At 70.4% G+C, this 24,204-nt stretch carries 20 protein-coding genes; 8 read left to right on the forward strand and 12 right to left on the reverse strand.

The window, feature by feature from the left end:
- The first annotated feature begins 6 nt into the window (after positions 1 to 6).
- The 8 genes from ULB03_RS20425 to ULB03_RS20460 all read left to right on the forward strand — a co-directional run bounded on the left by ULB03_RS20425 (position 7) and on the right by ULB03_RS20460 (position 8,462).
- Complete coding sequence (locus ULB03_RS20425) at positions 7 to 1,884, forward strand: hydantoinase B/oxoprolinase family protein (RefSeq protein ID WP_322484915.1); 1,878 nt, start codon at positions 7 to 9, stop codon at positions 1,882 to 1,884.
- Between the two features lie 68 nt (positions 1,885 to 1,952).
- Positions 1,953 to 2,816 carry an isocitrate lyase/PEP mutase family protein gene (locus ULB03_RS20430; protein WP_322484916.1) on the forward strand — a complete coding sequence of 288 codons (864 nt, stop codon included), beginning with the start codon at positions 1,953 to 1,955 and terminating at the stop codon, positions 2,814 to 2,816.
- 51 nt (positions 2,817 to 2,867) lie between these two features.
- Positions 2,868 to 3,977 carry an alcohol dehydrogenase catalytic domain-containing protein gene (locus ULB03_RS20435; protein ID WP_322484917.1) on the forward strand — a complete coding sequence of 370 codons (1,110 nt, stop codon included), beginning with the start codon at positions 2,868 to 2,870 and terminating at the stop codon, positions 3,975 to 3,977.
- 125 nt (positions 3,978 to 4,102) lie between these two features.
- The gene (locus ULB03_RS20440) at positions 4,103 to 5,560 is read left to right on the forward strand and encodes an NAD-dependent succinate-semialdehyde dehydrogenase (RefSeq protein ID WP_322484918.1); all 1,458 of its coding nucleotides are present in this window, start codon (positions 4,103 to 4,105) and stop codon (positions 5,558 to 5,560) included.
- Positions 5,557 to 5,757, forward strand: coding sequence for a hypothetical protein (locus tag ULB03_RS20445; RefSeq protein ID WP_322484919.1), 201 nt, complete (start codon positions 5,557 to 5,559; stop codon positions 5,755 to 5,757). The genes ULB03_RS20440 and ULB03_RS20445 overlap by 4 nt, the downstream gene beginning before the upstream one ends.
- Positions 5,758 to 5,776: 19 nt before the next feature.
- Complete coding sequence (leuC, locus tag ULB03_RS20450) at positions 5,777 to 7,213, forward strand: 3-isopropylmalate dehydratase large subunit (protein ID WP_322484920.1); 1,437 nt, start codon at positions 5,777 to 5,779, stop codon at positions 7,211 to 7,213.
- Positions 7,210 to 7,836 carry a 3-isopropylmalate dehydratase small subunit gene (gene leuD, locus ULB03_RS20455; protein ID WP_322484921.1) on the forward strand — a complete coding sequence of 209 codons (627 nt, stop codon included), beginning with the start codon at positions 7,210 to 7,212 and terminating at the stop codon, positions 7,834 to 7,836. The genes leuC and leuD overlap by 4 nt, the downstream gene beginning before the upstream one ends.
- Positions 7,833 to 8,462: an isochorismatase family protein gene (locus ULB03_RS20460; RefSeq protein WP_322484922.1), complete on the forward strand. Its 630-nt coding sequence runs from the start codon at positions 7,833 to 7,835 to the stop codon at positions 8,460 to 8,462. The genes leuD and ULB03_RS20460 overlap by 4 nt, the downstream gene beginning before the upstream one ends.
- A gap of 40 nt (positions 8,463 to 8,502) precedes the next feature.
- Here ULB03_RS20460 and ULB03_RS20465 read toward each other — a convergent pair whose 3' ends face one another.
- The 12 genes from ULB03_RS20465 to ULB03_RS20520 all read right to left on the reverse strand — a co-directional run bounded on the left by ULB03_RS20465 (position 8,503) and on the right by ULB03_RS20520 (position 24,194).
- Positions 8,503 to 9,351 (reverse strand): CPBP family glutamic-type intramembrane protease, encoded by an 849-nt coding sequence (locus tag ULB03_RS20465; RefSeq protein ID WP_322484923.1) that lies wholly within the window; start codon positions 9,349 to 9,351, stop codon positions 8,503 to 8,505.
- Positions 9,352 to 9,391: 40 nt separating this feature from the next.
- On the reverse strand, positions 9,392 to 11,971 hold the full coding sequence (locus ULB03_RS20470) for an excinuclease ABC subunit UvrA (RefSeq protein ID WP_322484924.1): 2,580 nt from the start codon (positions 11,969 to 11,971) through the stop codon (positions 9,392 to 9,394).
- Positions 11,972 to 12,101: 130 nt separating this feature from the next.
- Positions 12,102 to 13,838 carry a ubiquinone-dependent pyruvate dehydrogenase gene (gene poxB / locus ULB03_RS20475; RefSeq protein ID WP_322484925.1) on the reverse strand — a complete coding sequence of 579 codons (1,737 nt, stop codon included), beginning with the start codon at positions 13,836 to 13,838 and terminating at the stop codon, positions 12,102 to 12,104.
- A gap of 78 nt (positions 13,839 to 13,916) precedes the next feature.
- A complete protein-coding gene (locus ULB03_RS20480; protein WP_322484926.1) occupies positions 13,917 to 14,903 on the reverse strand; it encodes a C-terminal binding protein in 987 nt (328 codons plus the stop codon).
- Between the two features lie 147 nt (positions 14,904 to 15,050).
- The gene (locus ULB03_RS20485; RefSeq protein ID WP_322484927.1) at positions 15,051 to 15,911 is read right to left on the reverse strand and encodes an alpha/beta fold hydrolase; all 861 of its coding nucleotides are present in this window, start codon (positions 15,909 to 15,911) and stop codon (positions 15,051 to 15,053) included.
- 173 nt (positions 15,912 to 16,084) lie between these two features.
- Positions 16,085 to 16,906 carry an alpha/beta fold hydrolase gene (locus ULB03_RS20490; protein ID WP_322484928.1) on the reverse strand — a complete coding sequence of 274 codons (822 nt, stop codon included), beginning with the start codon at positions 16,904 to 16,906 and terminating at the stop codon, positions 16,085 to 16,087.
- Positions 16,907 to 16,951: 45 nt separating this feature from the next.
- Entirely contained in the window at positions 16,952 to 17,185 is a 234-nt protein-coding gene (locus tag ULB03_RS20495; protein WP_322484929.1) for a hypothetical protein, read from the reverse strand.
- 66 nt (positions 17,186 to 17,251) lie between these two features.
- Positions 17,252 to 18,232 (reverse strand): alpha/beta hydrolase, encoded by a 981-nt coding sequence (locus ULB03_RS20500; RefSeq protein ID WP_322484930.1) that lies wholly within the window; start codon positions 18,230 to 18,232, stop codon positions 17,252 to 17,254.
- A gap of 18 nt (positions 18,233 to 18,250) precedes the next feature.
- Positions 18,251 to 18,823 carry a helix-turn-helix domain-containing protein gene (locus ULB03_RS20505; RefSeq protein ID WP_322484931.1) on the reverse strand — a complete coding sequence of 191 codons (573 nt, stop codon included), beginning with the start codon at positions 18,821 to 18,823 and terminating at the stop codon, positions 18,251 to 18,253.
- A 141-nt stretch (positions 18,824 to 18,964) separates the two neighbouring features.
- Entirely contained in the window at positions 18,965 to 21,496 is a 2,532-nt protein-coding gene (locus ULB03_RS20510) for an ATP-binding protein (protein ID WP_322484932.1), read from the reverse strand.
- A 68-nt stretch (positions 21,497 to 21,564) separates the two neighbouring features.
- Entirely contained in the window at positions 21,565 to 23,169 is a 1,605-nt protein-coding gene (locus ULB03_RS20515) for an MFS transporter (protein ID WP_322484933.1), read from the reverse strand.
- Entirely contained in the window at positions 23,166 to 24,194 is a 1,029-nt protein-coding gene (locus ULB03_RS20520) for an HlyD family secretion protein (protein WP_322484934.1), read from the reverse strand. The genes ULB03_RS20515 and ULB03_RS20520 overlap by 4 nt, the downstream gene beginning before the upstream one ends.
- Positions 24,195 to 24,204: the final 10 nt, after the last annotated feature.

Raw genomic sequence — 24,204 nt, forward strand, 5'->3', positions numbered from 1 at the left:
GCATCCATGCCCGCAACCATTATCCAGGCCAACGCCGCCCCGTTCAACCCGGTCACCGTCGATCCGGTGACGCTGGAGGTGATCGAGAACGCGCTGCGCAACGCCCGCATCGAGATGGACGCCACCCTGGTCCGGACGGCCATGTCGCCCGGTATCCGCGAACAGGGCGACGCCTTTCCGCTGATCTGCGACCACCTCGGCCGCATGATCGTCGGCCAGTTCGGCAGCTACATCGGCCCCTTCCTGGAAGGGTACGAGGGCACGGTCGAGGAAGGCGACATGATCTTCCTGTCCGACCCCTATTCCGTCGGCGGCGCCATCAGCCACTGTAACGACTGGCTGGTCCTTCTGCCGGTCTTCAAGGATGGGCGTCTGCTGGCCTACACGTCCATGTTCGGCCATCAATCGGACATCGGCGGCATGGTGCCCGGGTCCATGCCCATCGACGCCACCAGCATCTTCCAGGAAGGCGTGCGCATCCCGCCGGTGAAGATTTGGAAGAAGGGCGTCTATAACGAAGACCTCATCAAGTTGATCATGCACCAGGTCCGCACACCCAGCTGGTGCAAGGCCGACCTGAACGCCCTGATCGCGTCCTGTCGCGTGGCCGCCCGCCGCGTGATCGAGATGGCGGAGCGCTTCGGCGACGACGTCTACGTCTCCGCCACCGAACAGTTGCTGGAGCGCAACTACCGCGCCATGCAAAAGCTGATCGAGACCTCCGTCAGCGAGGAAAAGGTCAGCTTTGAGGACTATGTCTGCGACGATGGCCTGGGCTACGGGCCCTACAAGATCAAGTGCACCATGTGGCGCGAGGATGGCCGTGTCATCCTGGACTTCGACGGGACGGACCCGCAGTCGGCGGCATCGATTAACTTTTTCCTGAACGAAAACATGATGAAGATGTTCTTCGGCATCTACATGATCATGGTTTTCGATCCGCAGATCCTGTTCAACGACGGCTATTATCCGTTGATCGACGTGCGCATCCCCGAAGGCTCGCTGCTGAAGCCGCGCTTCCCGGCGGCGCTGTCGGGCCGTACCCATGCGCTGGGCCGGCTGTTCGACATCATGGGCGGCCTGCTGGGCCAGAAGACGCCGCAGTTCCTGAACGCGGCCGGCTTCTCCTCCAGCCCGCACCTGTTTTATGCCGGCACCGACCAGAAGGGTAAGTGGTTCCAGCTTTTCCAGATCGGCTTCGGTGGTATTCCCGGTCGCCCCCTGGGTGACGGTCCGGACGGGCACTCGCTGTGGCCCGGGTTCACCAATGTGCCCAATGAGTTCCTGGAGCGCTACTTTCCCCTGCGCATCGAGCGGTATGAGACGGTGCCCGACAGCGGCGGGGCGGGCTTGCACCGCGGCGGCAACGGCATCAACATGGTCTACCGCTTCCTGGAGCCTGGCGTCATCGCCATCCATGACGATCGCTGGTTCGTTCCGCCCTGGGGCGTCAATGGTGGTGAGCCGGGCACCCGCGCCCGCAAGATCTTGGTCAAGACCGACGGCACGGAGATCGTGCTGGGTAACAAGCTGGAAAACTACCCGGTGGAGGCCGGTGACCAGTTGCAGTTCATCACCTGGGGCGGCGGCGGCTGGGGCGACCCGCTGGAGCGCGACCCTGCCCTGCTGGCCAAGGAACTGCGCCAGGGCCTGGTGACGGTGGATGGCGCCCGCCGGTACGGCGTCGTGCTGGTCGATGGCGCGGTTGACGAGGTGGCGACGGAAACCCTGCGGGCGCGGATGCGGGCCGCGCGGGGCGCCACCATCCCCACCTTCAACTTCGGCCCCGATATCGAGACCCTGCGCGCCAACTGCCTGGCCGAGACCGGCTTGCCGGCCCCGCGCCAGCCGGTTTGGCATCCGGCCAGCGTCGCCGCGGAATGATCCGTTCAACCCCGCCGCACGGCACCCTGTGCGGCGGGGGCCTCGCACCCTTTTGACTGCAGAGAAAAATGTCCAATCCCATCCTTCGTGAGAAGCTGGCCTCCGGGAAGTTCTTCGTGGTTCCCGGCGTCCAGGACATGATCGCCACCGTCGTCGCCGACAAGGTCGGCTTCGACGTCATCTACGGCACCGGCTATTGGCTGACCGCGTCGGCCTACGGCCTGCCCGATGCCGGCATCGCCAGCTACACCCAGATGGTCGACCGCATGGCGACCGTCGCCCGGACCAGCAAGGCCGCGCTGATCGCCGACGCCGACACCGGCTATGGCGGGCTGCTGAACGTGCATCACACGGTGCGCGGCTATGAGCAGGCGGGCGTGACCGCCATTCAGCTGGAAGACCAGGAATTCCCCAAGAAATGCGGTCACACCCCCTATAAGCGCCTGATCCCGCTGGAGGATATGGTGCAGAAGATCAAGGTGGCCTGCGATGCCCGTGCGGACAAGCAGAACACCCTGATCATCGCCCGCACCGACGCCCGGCAGAGCGAGGGGCTGGACGGTACCCTGCGCCGGCTGGAGGCCTATTCCAAGGCCGGCGCCGACGTGCTGTTCCCCGAGGCCCTGACCAGCGAGGAGGAGATGCGGACCGCCTGTGCCGCCTTCGACAAGCCGGTGATGGCCAACATGGCCAACGGCGGCCTGACCCCGGTGCCCAACGCCAAGGTGCTGGCGGAACTCGGCTACGCCTTCGCCATCTACCCGTCCCTGACCAGCCTGGTCGCCGCCGCCGCCATGGAAAAGGCGCTGGTGGACCTGAAGGAACACGGTGAGGGCGATCCCCAGGGCATCGCCAACTTCAAGGAGTTCTGCTCCATGATCGGGTTCGAGGAGGTCTGGGCCTTCGAGGCCAAGTGGGCCCCGCCGGTCTGACCGGCCCCCCACAAGACGCAGCCCCACAAGACGCGGAAGGGAAGGAAAGCCATGGACATCACGGCGGCGATATTGACCCGCTGCGGCGACAACCAGCGCCCCTACGGCGCGCAGGCGCCGCTGTCGCTGAAGACGGTGCAGCTGGATGATCCCCGGCCGGGGGAACTGCTGGTCAGGATCGACGCGGCCGGGATTTGCCATTCCGACCTGTCGGTCATCAACGGCGACCGGCCGCGCCCCATGCCCATGGCCCTGGGGCATGAGGCGGCCGGCACCGTCGTCGCCGTGGGCGATCCGGCGGATACCGGCTTCGCCGCCGGTGACCGCGTGGTCCTGGTTTTCCTGCCGTCCTGCGGCCAGTGCCCCGCCTGCGCCGCCGGCCAGGGCTATCTCTGCCCCCACGGCGCCGCCGCCAATGGCGAGGGGCGGCTGATGCGCGGGGGCCGCCGCCTGTCCTTCCAGGGCCAGCCCATCAACCACCACCTGGGCGTCTCCGCCTTCGCCACCCACGCGGTGGTCGACCGGCGGTCGGCGGTGAAGATCGACGCCGACGTGCCGGTGGAGGTGGCGGCCCTGTTCGGTTGCGCCGTCCTGACCGGCGTGGGCGCGGTCATGAACACCGCCGCCGTGCGGCCGGGCGAAAGCCTGTGCGTCTATGGCCTGGGCGGCGTCGGCCTGGCGGCCCTGCTGGGCGCGCTGGCCGCCGGGGCGCAGCCGGTGACGGCCATCGACCCGTCCCCGGAAAAGCGCGCCCTGGCCCTGGAACTGGGGGCCGCGCAGGCGGTGCCGCCGGAGGAGGCGGGGACGCTGCCCGCCGCCGACGTGGTGATCGAGACGGTGGGCAAGGCGGCCGTGCTGGCCCAGGCCTACGCCGCTGCGCGGCGGGGCGGGCGCGTCGTCACCGTGGGCCTGCCCAACCCATCGGAGATGCTGACCATTCCGGCGGTGTCGCTGGTGGCGGACGGCAAGACGTTGATGGGCAGCTACATGGGCTCGTCCATCCCCGCTCGCGACATCCCGCGCTACATCGCCCTGTGGCGGGCGGGGCGGCTGCCGGTTGACCGGCTGCTGACCTCGGTCAGCCCCCTGGCCCAGGTGAACGAGCTGATGGACGTCCTGGCCGAGGGCAAGGCCGTCCGCCAGATCATCACGCCGTTCTGACTCAACTGACCGCGTGGCGGCCAGGGCCCCCTTCCGGCGTCGACCCGACGCCGGACGCCGGGGAAGACTTGCCGCCTGCACGCCCCCGATCCTTGCACGCCCCCGACACCGGACGCCGCATCGCCATGACCACGCCTTCCTTCCCCTACACGCATTTCCTTCGCCAGCAGGCCTACGTCGCGGGCCAATGGTGCGATGCCGACAGCGGGCGCACCCTGTCCCTGACCGATCCCGCCACCGGCCAGGTGCTGGGCACCGTGCCGGACATGGGGGCGGCGGAGACGGCGCGGGCGGTGGCGGCGGCGGACGCCGCGCGCCATGCCTGGGCCGCGCGCACCGCCGGTGACCGTGCCCGGGTGCTGCGCCGCCTGCATGACCTGATGCTGGCCCACCAGGACGCCCTGGCGGAACTGCTGACGCGAGAGCAGGGCAAGCCGCTGGCCGAGGCCAGGGGGGAGATCGCCTACGCCGCCGCCTACATCGAGTGGTTCGCGGAGGAGGGGAAGCGCGCCTATGGCGAGGTCATCCCGCCCCACGCCACCAACCGCCGCATCGTCTGCCTGAAGCAGCCGGTCGGCGTCGTCGGGGCCATCACCCCGTGGAACTTCCCCGCGGCCATGATCACGCGCAAGCTGGGCCCGGCCCTGGCCGCCGGCTGCGCCATGGTGCTGAAGCCCGCGTCGCAGACGCCCTTCTCCGCCCTGGCCCTGGCCGTGCTGGCGGAGCAGGCTGGCGTGCCGCCGGGGGTGTTCAGCGTCGTCACCGGCGGCGCCCGCGCCATTGGTGGCGTCCTGACCGCCGACCCGGTGGTGCGCAAGATCAGCTTCACCGGGTCGACCGAGGTGGGGCGCACCCTGATGCGTCAGTCGGCCGACACCATCAAGCGCATGTCACTGGAACTGGGCGGCAACGCGCCCTTCCTGGTGTTCGACGATGCCGATGTCGACGCGGCGGTGGAGGGGGCCGTGGCCTCCAAGTTCCGCAACGGCGGCCAGACCTGCGTCTGCACCAACCGCTTCTACGTCCAGGCCGGCATCCATGACCGCTTCGTGGAGACGCTGGCCCGCCGCGTGGCCGGGCTGCGCGTGGGCAACGGCCTGGAGCCGGGTGTGGAGGTCGGCCCGCTGATCGACGCCGCCGCCGTGGACAAGGTGGCGGAGCATGTCGCCGACGCCGTGGCCAAGGGGGCCCGCGTCGTGGTGGGCGGCGACCGCCACGCCCTGGGCGGCACCTACTTCACCCCCACCGTCCTGTCCGGTGTCACCGCCGGCATGCGCCTGACGGAGGAGGAGACCTTCGGCCCGCTGGCCGGCATCGTCCGCTTCCAGGACGAGGCCGACGCGGTGGCCCAGGCCAATGACAGCGCCTATGGCCTGGCCAGCTATGTCTACACCCGCGACATCGGCCGGGTGTGGCGGGTGGCGGAGGCGCTGGAGGCCGGCATGGTCGGCGTCAACACCGGCCTGATCTCGACCGAGGTGGCGCCGTTCGGCGGCGTCAAGCAGTCCGGCCTGGGGCGTGAAGGCTCGCGCCACGGCCTGGATGACTACATGGAGGTCAAATACCTCTGCCTGGGCCTGTGAGCGGGGACCGGCTGCGGGCGTTGCTGGCCCTGGGCCGGATGACGCTGGATGAGGAGATCGCCATGGTCCATGGCAACGTCGGCTTCATCCTCAAGAAGACGCGTCCCGACGACAAGCGCATCGGCGCCGGCCATGGAACGGCGGAGACGCGCCTACGGGCCGACCCCGCCCGAGACACTTACTACAAGGCCCCCTAAAAGCAGGACCAGAGGTTCGATGCCCCAGACGCTGTATGAGAAATTGTGGAACAGCCACGCCGTGGCGGAGCTGCCGGGCGGGGAAACCCTGCTGTATATCGACCGGCACCTGGTCCATGAGGTCAGCAGCCCGCAGGCGTTCGCGTCCCTGCGGGATGCTAGCCGCCGCCTGCGCCGGCCGGGCACCCACCTCGCCGTGGCCGACCACGCCGTGCCCACCCGGGTGCGGGACGGTGAGATCGAGGATCCGCTGGCGCGGGCCCAGGTCGCGGAGCTGGAGGACAACGCCCGCAGTTTCGACGTGCCCTACCGGTCGCTGGACGGGGACCTGCAAGGCATCGTCCACGTCATCGGGCCGGAGCAAGGCTATACCCTGCCGGGCATGACATTGGTGTGCGGCGACAGTCACACCACCACCCACGGCGCTTTCGGCGCGCTGGCCTTCGGCATCGGCGCCAGCGAGTGCGGCACGGTCATGGCGGCGCAATGCCTGAAGCAGCGGCGGGCCCGGACCATGCGGGTGGACCTTGTCGGCCAGGCCGATCCGCTGGTCTCCGCCAAGGACATCGCCCTGGCCGTCATCGCCCGCATCGGCGCCCTGGGCGCTAGTGGCCATGCGGTGGAATATGCCGGCCCAGCGGTCGAGGCCATGTCCATGGCCGCCCGCATGACCCTGTGCAACATGACCATCGAGGCCGGCGGCCGCGTCGGCCTTGTGGCCCCGGATGAGGTCACCTTCGCCTATCTGAAAGGGCGGCCCCTGGCGCCCAAGGGCGCCCTCTGGGACCAGGCCGTCGCCTACTGGCGGGGCCTGCGCTCCGACCCGGACGCGGTGTTCGACCGGGTGGTGACGGTGGATGTGTCCGGCCTGGCGCCGTACGTCAGCTGGGGCACCAGCCCGGATGAGGCCGCCCCCATCACCGCGTCCATTCCCGACCCGGCCACGCTGGGCGACGACAGCGCCCGCCGCCATGCGGAAAAGGCGCTGGCCTACATGGCCCTGCGGCCGGGCACGCCCTTGACCGACATTCCCATCCAGCGGGTGTTCATCGGGTCCTGCACCAATGGCCGTATCGAGGATTTGCGCGCCGCCGCCGCAGTCGCCCACGGGCGCCAGGTGGCGGCCGGCGTCCGCGCCATCGTTGTGCCCGGTTCCACCGCCACCAAGCACCAGGCGGAGGCGGAGGGGCTGGACGCGGTGTTCCGGGCGGCGGGCTTCGAATGGCGGCATGCGGGGTGTTCCATGTGTGTCGCCATGAACGATGATCGCCTGGCCGCCGGCGAGCGCTGCGCCAGCACGTCCAACCGCAACTTCGAGGGCCGGCAGGGCCCCGGCGGCCGCACCCATCTGATGAGCCCGGCCATGGCCGCCGCCGCCGCCGTGACCGGCCGCCTGACCGATGTGCGGGCGTTGATGCGGACCCCGGCGGCGGGCCTGGTGGAGGAAATACGATGATTCAGCCATTCGTCCGTTTGGCTGGGCTGGCCGCGGCGCTCCCGGAAGAGAATGTCGACACCGACATCATATACCCCGCGCGCTTCCTGCTGATCACGGCCCGCCTGGGCCTGGGTCCCTATGCCTTCCATGACCGGCGCTTCCATGCCGACGGCAGCGAGGTGGCGGACTTCGTCTTCAACCAGCCCGCCTGGCGGGAGGCGCCCATCCTGGTGGCGGGCGCGAACTTCGGGTCGGGCTCCAGCCGCGAACAGGCGGTATGGGCCCTTCTCGGTCGCGGCATCCGTTGCGTCATCGCCCCCAGCTTCGGTGAGATCTTCCAGGCGAACTGCTACCGCAACGGCGTCCTGCCCATCACCCTCCCGCCCGCGCAGGTGGCGGCCTTGAGCGCCGCCGCCGCCGAGGCCCGGGTGTTCGAGGTGGATCTGGAGGCCCAGACGGTGAGCGTGGCGGGCGGCGCTTCCCTGCCGTTCGCCATCGATCCGGAACGCCGGCGCGCCCTGCTGAACGGCTGGGATGAGACGGCGACCCTGCTGAACGCCCACGGCGCCGATATTGAGACATTCGAGGGCCGCCACCGGCGGCTGCAGCCCTGGCTGTTTGACGCGGAGACCGACGCATGACTGACGATTTGGCCGCAAATTACGCCCGCGCCTACGGCACGCGGGTTGGGTTCGGGGCGCGCCCCGCGCTGATCATGATCGATTTCTGCCAGGGCTATTTCGACCCCGCCTGCGATCTTTACGCGGGCGTGGAGGATGCCCTGGCCTCCGCCCTGCGGGTGCGGGCGGCGGCGCGGGCGGCGGGGGTGCCGATCATCCTGACCAATGTCGTCTATCACCCGACCGCCATCGACGGCGGCCGTTTCTATGAGAAGGCCGCCCCACTGCGCTACTTCCTGAAGGGCAATCCCATGGGCGGCTGGCCGGCCGGCCTGGTGCCCGAGGAAGACGAGCTGGTGGTCAGCAAGCAGTACCCCAGCGCCTTCTTCGGCACGTCCCTGGCCTCTACCCTGACGGCTTTGGGCGTGGACAGCGTCCTGCTGACCGGGTTGACGACCAGCGGCTGCGTGCGGGCCACCTGCGTCGATGCCATGTCCCACGGCTTCCGGACGGCGGTGATCGCCGATGCCTGTGGCGATCGCCACCAGGCCCCGCACGACGCCAACCTGTTCGACATGAACGCCAAGTACGCCGACGTGGTGGGTGAGGGCGACGTCCTCGCCTTCCTTGGCACGCTGAAGCGCTGACAAAAAAGCGCCGCCTGGGGGGTGTCCTCCAGGCGGCGGTTTATGCGGCGGGGTGCAGCATGGGATAGGTGAACAGGAAAAAGTGGGTCGCGTTCAGGCCGACATGGGCCAGGATCGCGGCCGGCAACCCGCCATGGCGGTAGGCCAGGCCATAGCCGATACCGGCGATGCCGCCCAGGATGATCCACGGCACCCCGCCGCCCGCATGGGCCAGGCCGAACAGGGCGGATGCCGCTGCCAGGGCCAGGGGCTCACCCCAGCGGCGGTGGCGCAGCCACCGCGCCAGACCTGCCTGGATGTACCCCCGGGACAGGGCTTCCTCCGCCACCGCCACGAACACCAGGTTGTCCACCAGCCAGAGGCCGGCGCCGGCCGGGCCTTTCGGCGCCCAGGCGACGATGCCCAGGACCAGGGCGGCGGCCAGGCAGGTGGCCGAGGTGCCCAGCCAGGCGGCGGCGGCCACGGCCAGTGTCCTGCCGGGCGGGCGCAGGTCCCGGATGGCGGGCACCACCGTCAGCAGCCACAGCCCCACTAAGGGCTTGTCCAGGTTTAGGTACAAGGTGAAGGGCACGGCATCCGGGGTCAGGGGGGCCGGTCCCATGACGCGCGGGTTGTGAAAGCCGGGCCACAGATGGGCGGACAGGGTCCCGGCCAGCGCCAGGAACAGCCCGTGGCCCACCCAACGGACGGCGGCGGGCCGGTCCTCGCGCACCGCCCAGGCCAGCACGGCCAGCAGAGCCAGGGCCAAGCCCGCCGGCCAGCCCAGCAAGCCGTTCGCGGCCGCCGCCGCGACGGTCCCGCCCAGCAGCACGGGCACCCAGGGGCGGAAACGGTCCGTCCAGGCGGCGGCGGTGGCCAGCGCCAGGATGATCCAGGGAAGGGCGGGCATCGGCATCCAGTTTGCGCGGGGGATGGGGTGTCCGCCTTGCCTAACCCAACGGCAGGAAGGGCCGCAAGTGCGGCGCCGTGCGGCTGTCGGGGCAGGCGGCCACCGTTTCCGGTGTGCCGGCGATGACCACGCGCCCGCCCTCGTCCCCAGCACCGGGGCCGATGTCGATCACCCAGTCGCTGGCCGCCGCCACGCCCATGTCGTGATCGACCACCACCACCGTGTTGCCGGCGGCCACCAGGGCGTCCAACTGGGTCAGCAGCCGGTCCACGTCGCTGGGATGCAGGCCGGTGGTCGGCTCATCCAGCACGTACAGCGCCCCGCCCCGCTGCGCCCGCTGCAACTCCGTCGCCAGCTTGATGCGCTGCGCCTCCCCGCCGGAAAACTCCGTGGCCGGCTGACCCAGGCGCAGGTAATCCAGCCCCACCTCCCGCAGCACGGTCAGGGACCGGCGCACGGCGGGCACGTCGTGGAAGAAGTCGCTGGCCGCCGCCACCGTCAGGCCCAGGACATCGGCGATGGTCTTGCCGCGATAGGTGATCTCCAGCGTCTGGGCGTTGTAGCGGCTGCCGTGGCAGACGGGGCAGGGGGCATAGACGCTGGGCAGGAACAACAGCTCCACCATGACGAAGCCCTCGCCCTCGCACCGGGGGCAGCGCCCCTTGGCCACGTTGAAGGAGAAGCGGCCGGCGTCGTACCGCCGGCGCTTGGCCTCCGGCGTGTCGGCGAACAGCGCCCGCACATGGTCCAGCAGGCCGGTGTAGGTCGCCAGGTTGGACCGGGGCGTGCGGCCGATGGGCTTCTGGTCCACCCGGATCAGGCGCCTGATCCCGGAAAGCCCTCCCTCGATCCGGCCCTCGGTCTCCGCCGCCGGTTCCTGCTCCAGCAGGGTTTCGGCGTCGGCGGGCTCCTCCTCCACCGCCACGGGCGCGCCCAGCGCCTTGGTCACCAGTTCCACCAGCGCCTGGCTGACTAGGCTGGACTTGCCGGACCCGGAAATGCCGGTGACGGTGGTCAGGCAACCCAGGGGAAAGGCGCAGTCCAGGGCCTTCAGGTTGTTGCGCGTCACGCCCGCCAGGCGCAGCCAGCCCGCCGGTGCGCGCCGCGCCGGGCGGGGCCGCTGGTCCGCCGCGAACAGGTGCCGCGCGGTCTGCGAGGCCGCGACGGCGCGCAGGCCATCGGGCGGGCCGCTGTACAGGATTTGGCCGCCACCCTCGCCCGCGGCGGGGCCGACATCGACGATCCAGTCGGCATGACGCACCACGTCCAGGTCATGCTCGACCACGAACAGGGAGTTGCCCACCGCCTTCAGCCCGTCCAGCGCGCGCAGCAGCGCCTGGGTATCGGCCGGGTGCAGGCCCGCCGACGGCTCATCCATCACATAGACCACGCCGAACAGGGTGGAGACGACCTGCGTCGCCAGGCGCAGGCGCTGCAATTCCCCCGGCGACAGGGTGGGCGTGCTGCGCTCCAGCGTCAGGTAGCCCAGGCCCAAATCCAGCAGCACGGCCAGGCGCCGGCACAGGTCGGCGGCGATGCGGGCGATGACGATGGCCGTTTCCGGCCGCGTCCGGCGCAATTCCCGCAGCCGTTCCGACCCATCGTCGGCATAGGCGGCGAACAGGGACGCGATGCGCTTCAGCGGCAACTGGCCCATGGCCGCGATGTCCAGGCCCTGGAAGGTCACCGACAGCGATTCCGGGCGCAGCCGCTTGCCGGCGCAGGTGGGGCAGGGGCTGCTGACCATGAAGCTGGCCGCGCGCTTTTTCATCATCGCGCTGTGCGTGGTGGCGAAGCTGTGCAGGACGTGGCGGCGGGCGCTGGAGAAGGTGCCCATGTAGTTGGGCGGCAGCTTGCGGCGGATCGCCTCCCGCACCTCGGCGGCGGTGAAGCCGGGATAGACCGGCACCTCCGGCTGTTCGTCGGTGAACAGAATCCAGTCGCGCGTCTCCCGCGGCAGGTCGCGCCACGGCGTGTCGACGTCGATGCCCAGGGTGATCAGGATGTCGCGCAGGTTCTGCCCGCCCCAGGCGGTGGGCCAGGCGGCCACCGCCCGTTCGCGGATGGTCAGCGACGGGTCGGGCACCATGGACGCCTCCGTCACCTCATGCACCCGGCCCAGGCCGTGGCAGGTGGGGCAGGCCCCCTCCGGCGTGTTGGCGGAAAAGGCCTCCGCCTCCAGCAGGGGCTGGTCCGGCGGATAGTCGCCGGCGCGCGAATACAGCATGCGCAAGAGGTTGGACAGGGTGGTGACGCTGCCGACGGAGGAGCGGGCGGTGGGCGACCCGCGCTGCTGCTGCAGGGCCACGGCCGGCGGCAACCCCTCGATGGCGTCCACGTCCGGCACGCTCATCTGGTGGAACAGCCGGCGGGCGTAGGGCGACACCGATTCCAGGTAGCGGCGCTGCGCCTCGGCATACAGGGTGCTGAAGGCCAGCGAGGACTTGCCGGAGCCGGAGACGCCGGTGAACACCACCAGGGCGTCGCGCGGGATGTCCACGTCGACAGTCTTCAGATTGTGCTCCCGCGCGCCGCGCACGCGGACGAAGCCGGCCCGGATTGTGCCGGGGGCGGCCGTGTCCGTGCCGGCGGCGTCTTCGGGATCATGACGGTCGTGCATCCATGCCTCCTGGCACCGGGGTGGGGGTGACCCGGTCAGGAGGCAGGGTGCCACAGGCGGGCGCCCGGCGGCATTCTACGATGGTGGCCTGGGCGCCCGGTGGTTTCCGATGGTTCCCCCCGGGGGTTGGTCAATGCCACAGGTTGGTCTTGGCCAGGTCCACCAGTTCGTCGCCCCGGCCGCTCATCACCGCCTTCAGCATGTACAGGGTGAAGCCCTTGGCCATCTGGGCATTGATGGCGGGCGGGATGGGCAGCTCCGTGCGCGCGACCACCGCGTCCACCAGCACGGGGCCGTCGTGGGCGAAGGCCTCGCGCAGCCCCGGCTCCACCTCATAGGGACGTTCCAGGCGGATGCCCTTGATGCCCACGGCCTCCGCCAGGGCGGCGAAGTCGGGATTGTCCAGGCCTGTGCCGAAGGGCAGGAATCCGGTCGACTTCTGCTCCACCTCGATGAAGCCCAGGGCGCCGTTGTTGAAGACGATGATCTTGGCCGGCAAGCCCCGCTGCTTGAAGGTCAGCAAGTCGCCCATCAGCATGGTGAAGCCGCCGTCGCCCGACAGCGACACCACCTGCCGCCCGGGGAAGGCAGCCTGCGCACCCAGCGCCATGGGCATGGCGTTGGCCATGGACCCGTGCCACAGCGAGCCGATCAGCCGCCGCCGGCCGTTCATGGCCAGATAGCGCGCGGCCCACACCGTGGGCAGGCCCACGTCGAAGGTGAAGATGGCGTCCTCCGCCGCCAGGTCGCTGACGGCCTTGGCCACCTGTTGCGGATGGATCAGGCCCTCGCTGCGGTCCGGTGCCGCCAGGGCGTCCAGCTCGGCGCGGGTGCGGCGGTAATGGCGCAGCGCCTTGTCCAGGTGCGCGCCGTCCGTGCGGGGCGTCAGGCGGGGCAGCAGGGCGCGCACGGTGGCGCCGACATCACCCACCACGCCCAGGTCCAGCGGCGCCCTGCGGCCCAGTTGGCCCGGCCGGATATCGACCTGGGCCACCGCCACGTCCGCGCCCTTGGGATAGAACTGGCGGTACGGGAAATCCGTGCCCAGCATCAGCAGCATGTCGGTATCCAGCATGGCGTAATAGCCGGAGGAAAAGCCGATCAGGCCGGTCATGCCCACGTCATAGGGGTTGTCGTGTTCCACATGCTCCTTGCCCTTCAGGGCGTGGACGATGGGCGCCTTCAGCGTTTCCGCCAGGGCCACCACCGCATCGTGCGCCCCGGCGCAGCCGGACCCGCACAGCAGGGTGACGCGGGGGCTGGCGTTCAGCAGGTCGGCCAGCGCGGCCAACTGCTCCTCCCCCGGCATCACCACGGGCTGCTTCGGCACCAGGCCGGCCGGCTTCAACGGCGCGTCCGTGGTGGCCTCCTTCAACGCGACGTCGCCGGGGATGACGATGACCGACACGCCTTGCTCCCCGATGGCGGTGCGCAGCGCGATCTCCAGGCTGCGCGGCATCTGCGCCGGGTCGGACACCAGCTCGCAGTAATGGCTGCATTCCCGGAACAGGTCCTGGGGATGGGTTTCCTGGAAATAGCCGGACCCGATCTCGGGCGAGGGGATGTGGGCGGCGATGGCCAGCACCGGCACGCGCGAGCGGTGACAGTCGAACAGCCCGTTGATCAGGTGCAGGTTGCCCGGACCGCAGCTGCCGGCGCACACGGCGATGGTCCCCGTCAGGTGCGCGTCGGCGCTGGCGGCGAAGGCCGCCACCTCCTCATGCCGGACGGCGATCCATTCGATATCGCCGCGCCGGCGCAGCGAGTCCGTCAGGCCGTTCAGGCTGTCGCCCACGACCCCGTAGATGCGTTTGACACCGGCGGCGGCCAGCGTGGCGGCGAATTGATCGGCTACGGTCATGGACATGGACGGCGGTCTCCTCATGAGGGCAGGGATCAAGAGCAAACGGAGCCCGGGGACCCGGGTTCCCGGGGCGATGATTCGTCACAGGCCGGCGCGCGACCGGCCCAGGACCTTGCGGTTGACGACGTGTAGCGGCATCTCGCCCCGCAGCGCGCGGGCCACCTCTCCCGGCGCGCCGCTTTGCAGTTCGGCGAAGGCTTCGACCGAGTACCAGGCGGCATGGGGGGTCAGGATGACGGTGTCGCGGTTCCGCAAGGGGTGATCCGCCGGCAGCGGCTCCGGCACCGTGGTGTCGAGGGCGGCGCCGGCCAGGCGGCCGGACTCCAGGGCGCGGACCAGGGCGTCCTGGTCCACCACCCCGCCCCGGGCGCAGTTCACCAGGATGGCGCCGGGCCGCATCTTGGCGAACACCGCGTCATTGAACAGCCCGCGCGTTTCCGGCAGCAGGGGGCTGTGGATGGAGACGAAATCGGCCCGCGCCAGCAGGGTGTCGAAGTCCACCTTTTCACCCGGGGCCTTGAACTGCCCAGCCTGGACGAAGGGGTCGTACCACAGCACCGTCACGCCGAAGGCGGCCATGCGGGCGGCCACGCGCTGGGCGATGTTGCCGAAGCCCACCAAGCCCAGTGTCTGGGTGGACAGGCGCCGCATGGGGGCCGCCGCCATGACGTCCCAGCGTCCGTCACGCACCGTGCGGTCCAACAGTGCCGTCTTGCGCGCGGCGCTCAGCAGCAGCGCCGCGGTGTGGTCCGCCACCTCGTCCACGCAATAGGTCGGGTTGTTGGTAACGATGATGCCGGCGTCGGTGGCGGCCTCCAGGTCGATGGTGTCAACGCCGATGCCGTAACGGGCGATGATCTTGCAGCGGTCCATGCGGGCCATGGCCTTGGCGGTGATGGGGCCGGCGTAGGTGTTCAGCAGGGCGTCGCAGTCGGCCGCCGCCTCCAGGAACTCGTCCTCCGTCTTGGTGCGCAGGGCCACGACCTCGACGTCCGGGCCCAGGATGCGGCGCTCCACATCCACACTGTCCCAGACATAGTCGGAGATCACGACTTTCAGTCGGCTCATGATGTCGTCCTTGATTCAGGGGCTTGCTTGATGGCGCTGCCGCCGGTCGGCCCGGCGCGGATTTCCTGGCGCTGGATGCCCAGATCGTCCGGGCCCCCAGGTCGTCCGGGCCCACAGGTCGCTCTGGGCTGTCGAGGCGGCGGCGCTTCAGCCCTTCCAGGGGGCCAGGAAGTCGAGCAGCAGCGTGTTCACCACCTCCGGCCGTTCCTCCTGGGGCAGGTGGCCGCAATCGGGGATGGGGACGGTGACCAGGTCGTCGGCCATCTCGGCCCACACCTTGGCCATGTCGAACAGCTTGCCCACGGCGTGGAAGTCATTGCCCCACAGGGACAGGACGGGGCAGGCGATCTTGGTGTCGGCGTCGGCCCGGTCCTGGGCCAAATCCTCCGCGTTGGCGCGATAGTCGGCCATGGCGCCGCGCACCGCGCCGGGCGCCTGGTAGGCCCGGACATAGGTGTCGAACGCCTCGCCCGTGATGGTGCCGGGGTCGAAGGTCCAGTCCGAGAAGAAGTGGCGCAGCCAGATGTGCTCCCGCCCCGCGATCAGCGCCTCCGGCAAATCCGGCACCAGATGGAACAGGAAAAACCAGTAGGATTTGGCGATGGCGGCGTTCAGGTCGCGCGCCACGATGCGGGTGGGCACGTTGTCCATCACCACCAGCCGGTCCACCAGGTGCGGGTGGTCCTTGGCGAAGCGGGTGGCGACGCGCGCGCCCCGGTCATGGCCCACCAGGGCGATCTTGGGGATGTCCAGCGCCCGCATCAGCTCCACGATGTCGCGGGCCATGGTGCGCTTGTCATAGCCCGCCGCCGGCTTGTCGGTTTCGCCATAGCCCCGCAGGTCGGGGGCGATGACGCGGTAGCGGTCGGCCAGGGCGGGAATCTGGAAGCGCCAGGCGTAGTTGGTTTCGGGAAAGCCGTGCAGCAGGATGACCGGCGGGCCCTCGCCCGCCTCGACCACGTAGTGGCGGATGCCGTTCGCCTGGATGGTGTAGCGTTTCTCGGTCATGGCCGGGGCGTGCTCCTCGCCTTTTCGTGTGGGGCTCGTCGGGTGCGCCCCGATCTTTCCCGTGGACGGCGCCCGGGTCTTGTTGGTGGCGCCGCCGCTTTGAAGATTCGGGCGGCAAGGGGACGCCGTTGCCCTGAACGCTGCGACGGCGCCCGCGAAACGGAACGGGAGGTTTAGCCGCGGATGAAATCCAGCAGGTCGGCGCTGACCTGGTGCCGGTGGGTGGTGCAGGTGGCGTGCGGCGCGCCGGGATAGACCTTCAACTGGGCGCCGGGGATCAGGCGCGCGCTGGCCTGTGCGGTGATGCCGATGGGCGCCGTCTGGTCGTCGTCACCATGGATGATCAGGGTGGGCAGGCGGATATCCGCCATCTCGCGCCGGAAATCGGTTTCGGAAAAGGCGGTGACGCAGTCGATGGTCGCCTTGATGGACGCTTGCGCCGCGATTTGCAGCGTCTGGTCCAGGATGCCTTGCGACACGGCGGAGCCCGGCCGGTTGGTGCCGAAATAAAGGGTGCTGAAATCGGCCACGAACTGGGGGCGGTCGTTGGCGATGGCGTCGCGCACGCCCGCGAAGCCCTCGGCCGGCATGCCCTCGGGATTGTCATCGGTCTTCAGGAAGAAGGGCGTCACGGCGCTGACCAGCGCCAGCTTGGCCACCCGGTCGGCGCCATGGCGGGTGAGATAGCGCACGACGTCGCCGCCCCCCATGGAAAAGCCCACCAGCACCAGGTCCTTCAGGTCCAGATGCGTGATCAACTGGGCGATGTCGTCGGCCAGGGTGTCATAGTCATAGCCGTCCCAGGGCTGGCTGGACCGGCCGAAGCCGCGGCGGTCGAAGGCCACGGCGCGGTAGCCGTTCCGGGCCAGGTGCAGCATCTGGTATTCCCACATGTCGGCGCTCAGCGGCCAGCCGTGACTGAACAGGACCGGCTGCCCATGGCCCCAGTCCTTGTAATAGAGCTCCGTGCCGTCGCGCAGGGTCAGCGTGGTCATGGCATTTCCTCGTCATGTCGAATGGTTCCGGAACACTAGCCACCCTCAACCGGCCGGGATTGAAGGAAAGGTCGGCGGCTGGCTGAATTTTACGGTCTTGATCAACATCTTCCCCAGCAGTCCCCGACGCTCCGCGCCCCATTTTCTCACGGCCCAGGCCCGAAGGCGGGGCGCCAGCCAGTCGACCTGGGCCAGCACGAGGGCGCCGCCACCGGGACCGGTACAGCAGGTGCCGGCCAGGGCCAGCAGGACGCGCAGGGCAGGGGTGGTGGAGGGCATGGCGGGCACTCTCTGCAAGAAGGGGCTGGGCCAGGGAATGGGCCCCAGGCGCCCCAAAGAAGGGGGTTAGCGGTCGAAGGCGTCGGTCAGGGTGGCGCGCGCCACGGCGAAGGCGGCGCGGGACGGGGCGGTGTCCGCCAGCCCGTCCAGCCAGAAAAAGTCGTGGATGCAGCCCATCAGGCGGATGGCGCTGGTTTCCACATCCGCCCCCATCATGCGGCGGGCCAGGGCCTCGCCGCCCTCGCGGGCCAGGTCGGCCTCCGCCGCCAGGATCAGGGTCGGGGGCAAGCGGCGCAGGCGATCCGGCGGCAGCTCCAGGGGCGACAGGCCCGTCCAGGCCGGCTGGCCGGGAAAGGCGGGCGGAAGCAGCGCCGCCAGGTCGCCATGGTCCAGCCACGGGGTGGCGGGGGCGTCCGGCGCGGCCTTGCCCACCAGGGGGTGGAACAGGACCTGCGCGCGGAAGCCATCGCTGGGGGGCAGGCCGGCCGCCAGCAGCACCGCCATGGCGCAGCCGCTGCCATCGCCCACCACGGCGACACGGGTGATGTCCAGCCCCAGCTCATGTCCATGGGCGCGGACCCAATCCAACGCGGCGCGGGCATGCCTCAGGGCCAGGGCGGCCGGTGCCAGGCCAGGCTCCACGAACACCAGGGCGGCGTCGCAGGCCTGGGCCAGCGCCGCCGCGGCCCCGCCATGTGTCGCCCAGCCGCCCAGGGCCCATACCCCGCCATGCAGGTAGAAGACAACCGGCACCCGTTTGCCGTCGGCGCCGGGCGGCCAGGCGATGCGAAGCGCCACATCGCCATCGGGCACGGGCACCTGGACCACGGCATCGGCCACGGGTGCCGCGCTTTCCTGTAAGCGCGCCGCGATCCCCTGCCGCGCCGCTGGGTCAAGACCGGGGCGGTAGGGCAACAACCCGGCCTCCACCACCCGGTCCAGGAAGCTCTGCACCCCGGGGTCCAGGGTCAGGCAATAGGCGGCCCGGTCCAGCCGCGGCCCAGGGCCCGACTTGGCAGGGGAAAGGGGGAACGCTTCGGGGATCATGGCAACGGTTCCGATGGGTCAGGCGATCAGGGAGACGTCGATGGCGTTGGCGCGGCGCCAGTTGGCGGGGCTGCTGCCCGTGGTTTGGCGGAACAGGCGGCTGAAGTGGGCCTGGTCGGCGAAGCCGCAGGCGTCGGCGATCTCCGCCAGCGCGTCGTCGGTGTCCAGCATCAGCGCCTTGGCGCGTTCCACCCGGCGGCTGATGATGAAGGCGTGGGGCGACATGCCGAAGGTCTGGCGGAAGGCGGTGCAGAAATGGCTGGTGCTCAGCTTGGCCTCGATCGCCAGGTCCTCATTGCACAGCGTGCCGTCCAGCCGGCGCTCGATCAGCGCGGTCACGCGGCGGGCCTGCCAGGGCGCCAGGCCGCCGCGCACGGCTTCCGGCGCCGCCTTCTCCGGGGAGCGATACAGCAACAGGTCCCGCACCTGGACGATGCGGTCGCGGGCCTGGGCCACGTCATGCTCAACGGCGTGCATGGCCTCTTCCAGCAGGCGCGCGGCGGCGGCCAGAGTGTTGCTGGCCAGGGTGTTGCCGGCCAGGGTGTTGCCGGCCAGGGTGTTGAAGGCGTCCAGGGTGGCAGTGGCGGTCATCTCATCCTCCATCCGGTGTGTTTCCCCGGGTGCGTCGCGCCGTGGTGGGGAACCGTCGATGAAGGAAGTGTCGGCCAGATGACCGCCAGGCTGGGAGTTAAGCGATGTGAAGCGTTGTTTAACGCCCCACACCGTTAAGCGCTAAACGGTCAGCAGCGGGCCGTGCCACCCGGCCAGGGGGGCGGCCAGGGGGGTGGCCAGGGGGGTGGAACGCGCCATCACCCGGGCGCGGGCCTCCGCGGCGCCCGCCACGGCGAACATCTCCACCTGCATGGCGCTGGCGCCGGCGGGGATGGCGCCAGGCCGGCCGAGTGCCGCGCCATAGCCCTGGACGAAGACATGCCAATGGTCCAGGGCGTGGCGGGTGGTGCGCTGGGCCAGCAGGTCGATCCAGGCGCCGGCCAACGCCTCCTCGCCCGCCGCGATGGCCACGGGGATGCAGCCGATGGCCAGGCCATAGCAGATGGACAGGGCGTGGTCCGTGCCCACGGCGTCCTCGGCGCACAGGCGGGCCAGATCCATGGCGCCGTTGATGTCGCCCATCAGCCATTGCAGGCGCATCAGCAGGCTCAGCGCCGCCACCTTGCCGTCCACTTGGGCGTGGTTGGCGTGGTTCACCCGCACGGGGTCGGCGTCGGCGGCGATGACCGCCTGCAGCAACTCCAGGGCCGGCTGGTGGTCCCCCATGAAGTGGTGGGACAGGGCGCGCATGTGCATGGCGGTCTGACGGTCGGCCAGGCCGGCGTCCGGGCCGATGCGGTCGGTGAACGCCTCCGCCAGCGCCAGGCTTTCGGCGTAGCCGCCCTCCAAGATGCGGTGGGCCCACACGCCCCACAGCGCGCGGCGGGCCAACCCCTCATCACCCATGTCCTCGGCGATGCTCAAGGCGCGCTGGAACGCCCGGCCCATCTCCGGCACCGGTCCCCGCGTATGCCACAGCGCATGCCCATAGGCCGCCAGCAATTCCACCCGCTGGGCCTGGTCGACCGCGCCCGTGGAGGAGGCACCGGCCGGGGCCTCCTGGTCCAGCACCTCCAGGATGCGCTCCGCCCGCCCCAGGAACTCATCGGCCAGTGACAGGTGGAACCACAGTGAGGCGCTGGCGACGATCAGGCCCAGGCCCAGGCCGATGTCGCCATCCTCCCCCGTCGCCCAGTCCAGGGCGCCGCGGATGTCGTCGATGCGGCGGCTGTGGATGGCCAGCCAATCGCGCGGGGCCTTGCCCTCCCACGCGGCCTGCGCGTCGGTGAAGAGGGAGGTCATGTGGCGGGCGTGGGCGGCGCGGATGCGGCCCTCCGCGCCTGTGTCGGCCAGGCGCTCGTGGCCATAGTATCGCGTGGTGTCCAGCAGGCGGTAGCGGGTGGCGCCGCCCTCCCGGCTGCTGACCACCAGGGACTTGGCCACCAGGTCTGCCAGGCCGTCCAGCACCGCCATCTCGCGCCCGCCGGTCACGCCACGCGCGTCCGCCGCGTCGAAGCCGGCGCGGAAGACCGACAGGCTGATCAGCAGCTCCTTTTCCTCCGCCGCCAGCAGCCCATAGCTCCAGTCCAGCGCCGCGCGCAGGGTGCGGTGGCGGGGCAGGGCGGTGCGCCGGCCGCGGGTCAGCAGGTTCAGCCGGTCGTGCAGGCGGCTGGCCAGCTCCGGCAGTTCCATCAGGTCGACGCGGGCGGCGGCCAGTTCGATGGCCAGCGGAATACCGTCCAGGCGGCGGCAGATCTCGGCCAGGTCCTGGGCGTTGGCGTCGTCCACGGTGAAGTCCGACCGCACGGCCCGCGCCCGTTCGAAGAACAGGGCGGCGGCGGGATAGGCCAGGACGGACGCCGCGCCCTGGGCCTGGTCGTCCGGGATGGGCAGGGCCGGCAGGCGATGCACCCATTCGCCCGCGGCGCGCAGGGGTTCCCGGCTGGTGGCCAGGATCAGCAGGCTGGGCACGGCATGCAGCAGGCGCTCCGCCAATTCCGCCACCGCGTCGACCAGATGCTCGCAATTGTCCAGCAGCAACAGGCTGGGGCTGGCGCCCAGGGTGGCGGCCACGGCGGTGAAGCTGTCGGCGCCGGTCGCCGGCAAGCCCAGCGCGGTGGCCAGCGTGCCCTCCACCCACGCCGCGTCGGACACGGGCGCCAGGTCGACGAAACGTATCGTGATGTCCTGCGCCAGCGCCGCCGCCGTGGCCAGCGCCACGGAGGTCTTGCCGATGCCCCCGGGACCCGCCAGCGTCAGGAAGCGCCGCTCCGGCAGTTCGGCCGCCAGGCTGGCCACGACCTCCGCCCGGCCCAACAGGCGCACCAGGGGCCGGGGGGCCGCCGGTTCCGGCGCCGGCCGCGCGGGCGGGGCGGCCTGGTTGGCCGCCTGCGCCGGCGTCGCGCGGGCCACGGGCAGGGTCAGGCGATAGCCGCGGCCGGCCTCGTTCACCACCAGGCCATCGTCGCCCAGGGCCTTGCGCAGGCCGGACAGGTGGACGCGCACCGCGCTTTCATCGATGGCCTGGCCGGGCCAGACCTCGGCCAGCAGGCGGTCGCGGGTCACCAGTTCGCCCCCGGCGGCGGCCAGCACGGCCAGCAGGTTGGCGGCGCGGCCGCCCAGCTTCACCGGCTGCCCCGCCTTGGCCAGCGTCATCTGCGGCACGTCGAAGGTGAAGCTGCCGAAGGTGTAACGGACGCCCTGGTCACTCATCGTTCGACCCGCATGCCTTGATCATCCCCTGGTACCCCCGACGTTCTACGGTCCCGCCCGTCATCGCTTCAAGCCTTGGCCGCCGGCGGGCGCAGCCAGGCGGCCAGCAGAATGCAAACCAGCGCGCCCACGGCCGCCGCGGCGAAGCCGTCGATATAGGCAAGGACGGACGCCTGCTGCGCCACCCGGCCCGCCAGCAGTTGGGCGGCTCCGCCGACAGGGTCGTCCATATGCGGGGCCAGGGCCGCCTGATAGCGGGCCAGCCGGTCGGCGGTGGCACCCGACAGCGGGTCGACATGCAGGCCCAGAAGGTTGGAATGAAGCTGTTCGCGCGTGCGCACGAAGGTCTGCATGAAGGCGACGCCGATCTCCCCGCCGAACAGGCGGGCGGTCTGCATCAGCGCGCCGATGGAAATGGCGTCGGCCGGGGTGATGTTGCGCACCACCAGCACCACCAGGGCCGTCAGCGCCAGACACTGCCCCACCGCCTGCAAGGCTTGCGAGGGCAGGAAGTCCCAGGTGGCCCACAGGCTGGTCAGGGCCGTGGCCTGCCAGCAGGCGATGGCGATCAGCAGGGCGCCGGCGGCCAGCACCCAGCGTCCATCCACCCGGGCCAGCACCCAGGCCAGCGGCAGGATCAGGGCGAACTGGGGCAGCGCGATGAACAGCAGCACGGGGCCCACCTGCAACTCCCGGAAGTTCTGCACCACCTGCAGGTAGAGGGGGATGATGTAGGCGGTGGACAGGATGATGAAGCGGAAGCCCGCCAGCAGCAGCATGAGCAGCAGCAGGTTGGCGCGCAGCATCAGGCGCAGGTTCAGGAAGGGGCGCCGGCTGACCACCAGCTCGCGCACCGCGAACAGGGCGGTGACGATGGCGCCCGCCACCAGCAGGCCCACCACCAAGCCGTTGCGCGTCCAGTCCAGGCGGTTGCCCTGGTCCAGGCCGGCGTACAGCAGGCCGAAGCCCACGCCGGCATAGGCGACACCGGGCCCGTCGTGCTGTTTCAGCAGGTCGGTGTTCACAGGCTCCCGCGGGACGCCGATCCAGACGCACAGGAACATGACGGGCAGGACCAGGCAGTATTGCCAGTTCAGCCAGGCGATGGACCAGTTCTCGGCGTACCACCCCTCCAGCGCCGCGCCGATGTTCTGCGAGAATTCGGAATTCATGGCATAGGCGGCCAGGCCGTAGAGGGTCAGGCGCGCCGGCAGATTCAGGACGATGAAGCGGATGGTCAGCGGGATGAAGGTGCCGCCCCCCACGCCCGACAGGAACTGCATGGCCAGATAGGCGGTCAGGTTGGGTGACAGCGGCGCCAGCAGGCTGGCGACGAAGAACAGGCCGATGCCGGCGAACAGAACGCGGCGGGCCCCAAAGACAATGCCCAGATAGGGGCAGGCGACGCCCACCACCATTTGGCCCACGCCATAGGCGGTGGTGATCCACGCCCCTTCGTCAAAGCCGGCGTGCAGGCCGCCCCGCAGATCGGCCAGGCCGAAGGTGGTGGCGCGGGCGCCCAGGGTGGACACCAACGCCCCCAGCAGCACGCCCAGGATGCCGATATAGGCCCGCAGGCCGTCCAGCTTCGGCCATGGGGCCAGCATCGGGCCCAGCGTCGGGCCCAGCATCGGGCGTTGCTGCGGCGCCGGCGGGACGGCCGCGGCGGTCATTTGCTGTCATCCACGTCGATGGTGGACACGACCGACATGCCGGGGCGCACCAGCGTGCCCAGGGCCGGCACGGGATCCAGGACGATCTTCACCGGCACGCGCTGCACCACCTTGGTGAAGTTGCCGGTGGCGTTGTCGGGCGGGAGCAGGGTGAAGACGCTGCCGGTGCCGGGCGACCAGCTTTCCACATGGCCGTGCAGCACCAGGTCGGGGAAGGCGTCCACCGTCACCGTGGCCCGGTCACCCACCCGCACATGGGTCATCTGGGTTTCCTTGTAGTTGGCCACCACCCACACCCGGGGCAGGGCCATGACGCCGATGATCTGGGTGCCGACGTTGACGAACTGCCCGGGGCGCACCTGGCGCTGGCCCACCATGCCGTCGGCGGGGGCCACGATGCGGGTATAGGCCAGGTTGTCGCGGGCCAGGTCGAGCTGCGCCTGACCCTCCCTCACTTGCGCCGTCAGTTGCCGTTCCTGCACGTCCAGGCTGGCCAGCAGGGCCTTCTGCTGCGCCAACTGGGCGGTGGCCAACTGCGATTGGGCCAGGGCTTTCGCGGCATCGGCGTCGGCCTGCTCCACCTTCTGCCCCGTGCCGGCGATCCCCGTGCGCAGCAGGTCGCGCTGGCGCGCCGCCTCCAGCCGCGTGCGGGTGACGTCGGCGTCGGCGGCGGCGATGCTGGCCTGCGCCTGCTGGATCAGGGCGCGCTGCACGTCCCGCTGGTTGGCCAGGTTGGCCAGCGCCGCCTGGGCCGCCGCCAGGCCGGCTTCCGCCAGATCGACCTGGGCGCGGTAGTCCGACGGCTCGATCTGGGCGATCAGGTCGCCCTTGTGCACTGACTGGAAGTCGTCCACCGCCACCGTCTGGACGTAGCCCGATATCTTGGCCGACAGCGGCGTCAGGTCGCCGGTGACGTAGGCGTCGCTGGAGGATTGGTGGCGCGCGGCGCCGACCCAGCGGTCCCAGTGCCCGGCCACCAGCCAGACCAGGACGATGGCCCCGGCCAGGGCCAGGGTGCGCAGCACGGGGGGCAAC

Source organism: Nitrospirillum goiasense, assembly GCF_034427435.1.
Lineage (GTDB): Bacteria > Pseudomonadota > Alphaproteobacteria > Azospirillales > Azospirillaceae > Nitrospirillum.

Bases quoted from the DNA above. Each gene is read 5' to 3' on its own strand.
- ULB03_RS20495 (WP_322484929.1), bottom strand. From the start codon at position 17,185: ATGCCCTCCACCACCCCTGCCCTGCGCGTCCTGCTGGCCCTGGCCGGC.
- poxB (WP_322484925.1), bottom strand. From the start codon at position 13,838: ATGTCCATGACCGTAGCCGATCAATTCGCCGCCACGCTGGCCGCCGCC.
- ULB03_RS20460 (WP_322484922.1), top strand. From the start codon at position 7,833: ATGACTGACGATTTGGCCGCAAATTACGCCCGCGCCTACGGCACGCGG.
- ULB03_RS20470 (WP_322484924.1), bottom strand. From the start codon at position 11,971: ATGCACGACCGTCATGATCCCGAAGACGCCGCCGGCACGGACACGGCC.
- ULB03_RS20485 (WP_322484927.1), bottom strand. From the start codon at position 15,911: ATGACCGAGAAACGCTACACCATCCAGGCGAACGGCATCCGCCACTAC.
- ULB03_RS20490 (WP_322484928.1), bottom strand. From the start codon at position 16,906: ATGACCACGCTGACCCTGCGCGACGGCACGGAGCTCTATTACAAGGAC.
- leuD (WP_322484921.1), top strand. From the start codon at position 7,210: ATGATTCAGCCATTCGTCCGTTTGGCTGGGCTGGCCGCGGCGCTCCCG.
- ULB03_RS20500 (WP_322484930.1), bottom strand. From the start codon at position 18,232: ATGATCCCCGAAGCGTTCCCCCTTTCCCCTGCCAAGTCGGGCCCTGGG.
- ULB03_RS20510 (WP_322484932.1), bottom strand. From the start codon at position 21,496: ATGAGTGACCAGGGCGTCCGTTACACCTTCGGCAGCTTCACCTTCGAC.
- ULB03_RS20440 (WP_322484918.1), top strand. From the start codon at position 4,103: ATGACCACGCCTTCCTTCCCCTACACGCATTTCCTTCGCCAGCAGGCC.
- ULB03_RS20515 (WP_322484933.1), bottom strand. From the start codon at position 23,169: ATGACCGCCGCGGCCGTCCCGCCGGCGCCGCAGCAACGCCCGATGCTG.
- ULB03_RS20430 (WP_322484916.1), top strand. From the start codon at position 1,953: ATGTCCAATCCCATCCTTCGTGAGAAGCTGGCCTCCGGGAAGTTCTTC.
- ULB03_RS20435 (WP_322484917.1), top strand. From the start codon at position 2,868: ATGGACATCACGGCGGCGATATTGACCCGCTGCGGCGACAACCAGCGC.
- ULB03_RS20480 (WP_322484926.1), bottom strand. From the start codon at position 14,903: ATGAGCCGACTGAAAGTCGTGATCTCCGACTATGTCTGGGACAGTGTG.
- leuC (WP_322484920.1), top strand. From the start codon at position 5,777: ATGCCCCAGACGCTGTATGAGAAATTGTGGAACAGCCACGCCGTGGCG.
- ULB03_RS20425 (WP_322484915.1), top strand. From the start codon at position 7: ATGCCCGCAACCATTATCCAGGCCAACGCCGCCCCGTTCAACCCGGTC.
- ULB03_RS20505 (WP_322484931.1), bottom strand. From the start codon at position 18,823: ATGACCGCCACTGCCACCCTGGACGCCTTCAACACCCTGGCCGGCAAC.
- ULB03_RS20465 (WP_322484923.1), bottom strand. From the start codon at position 9,351: ATGCCCGCCCTTCCCTGGATCATCCTGGCGCTGGCCACCGCCGCCGCC.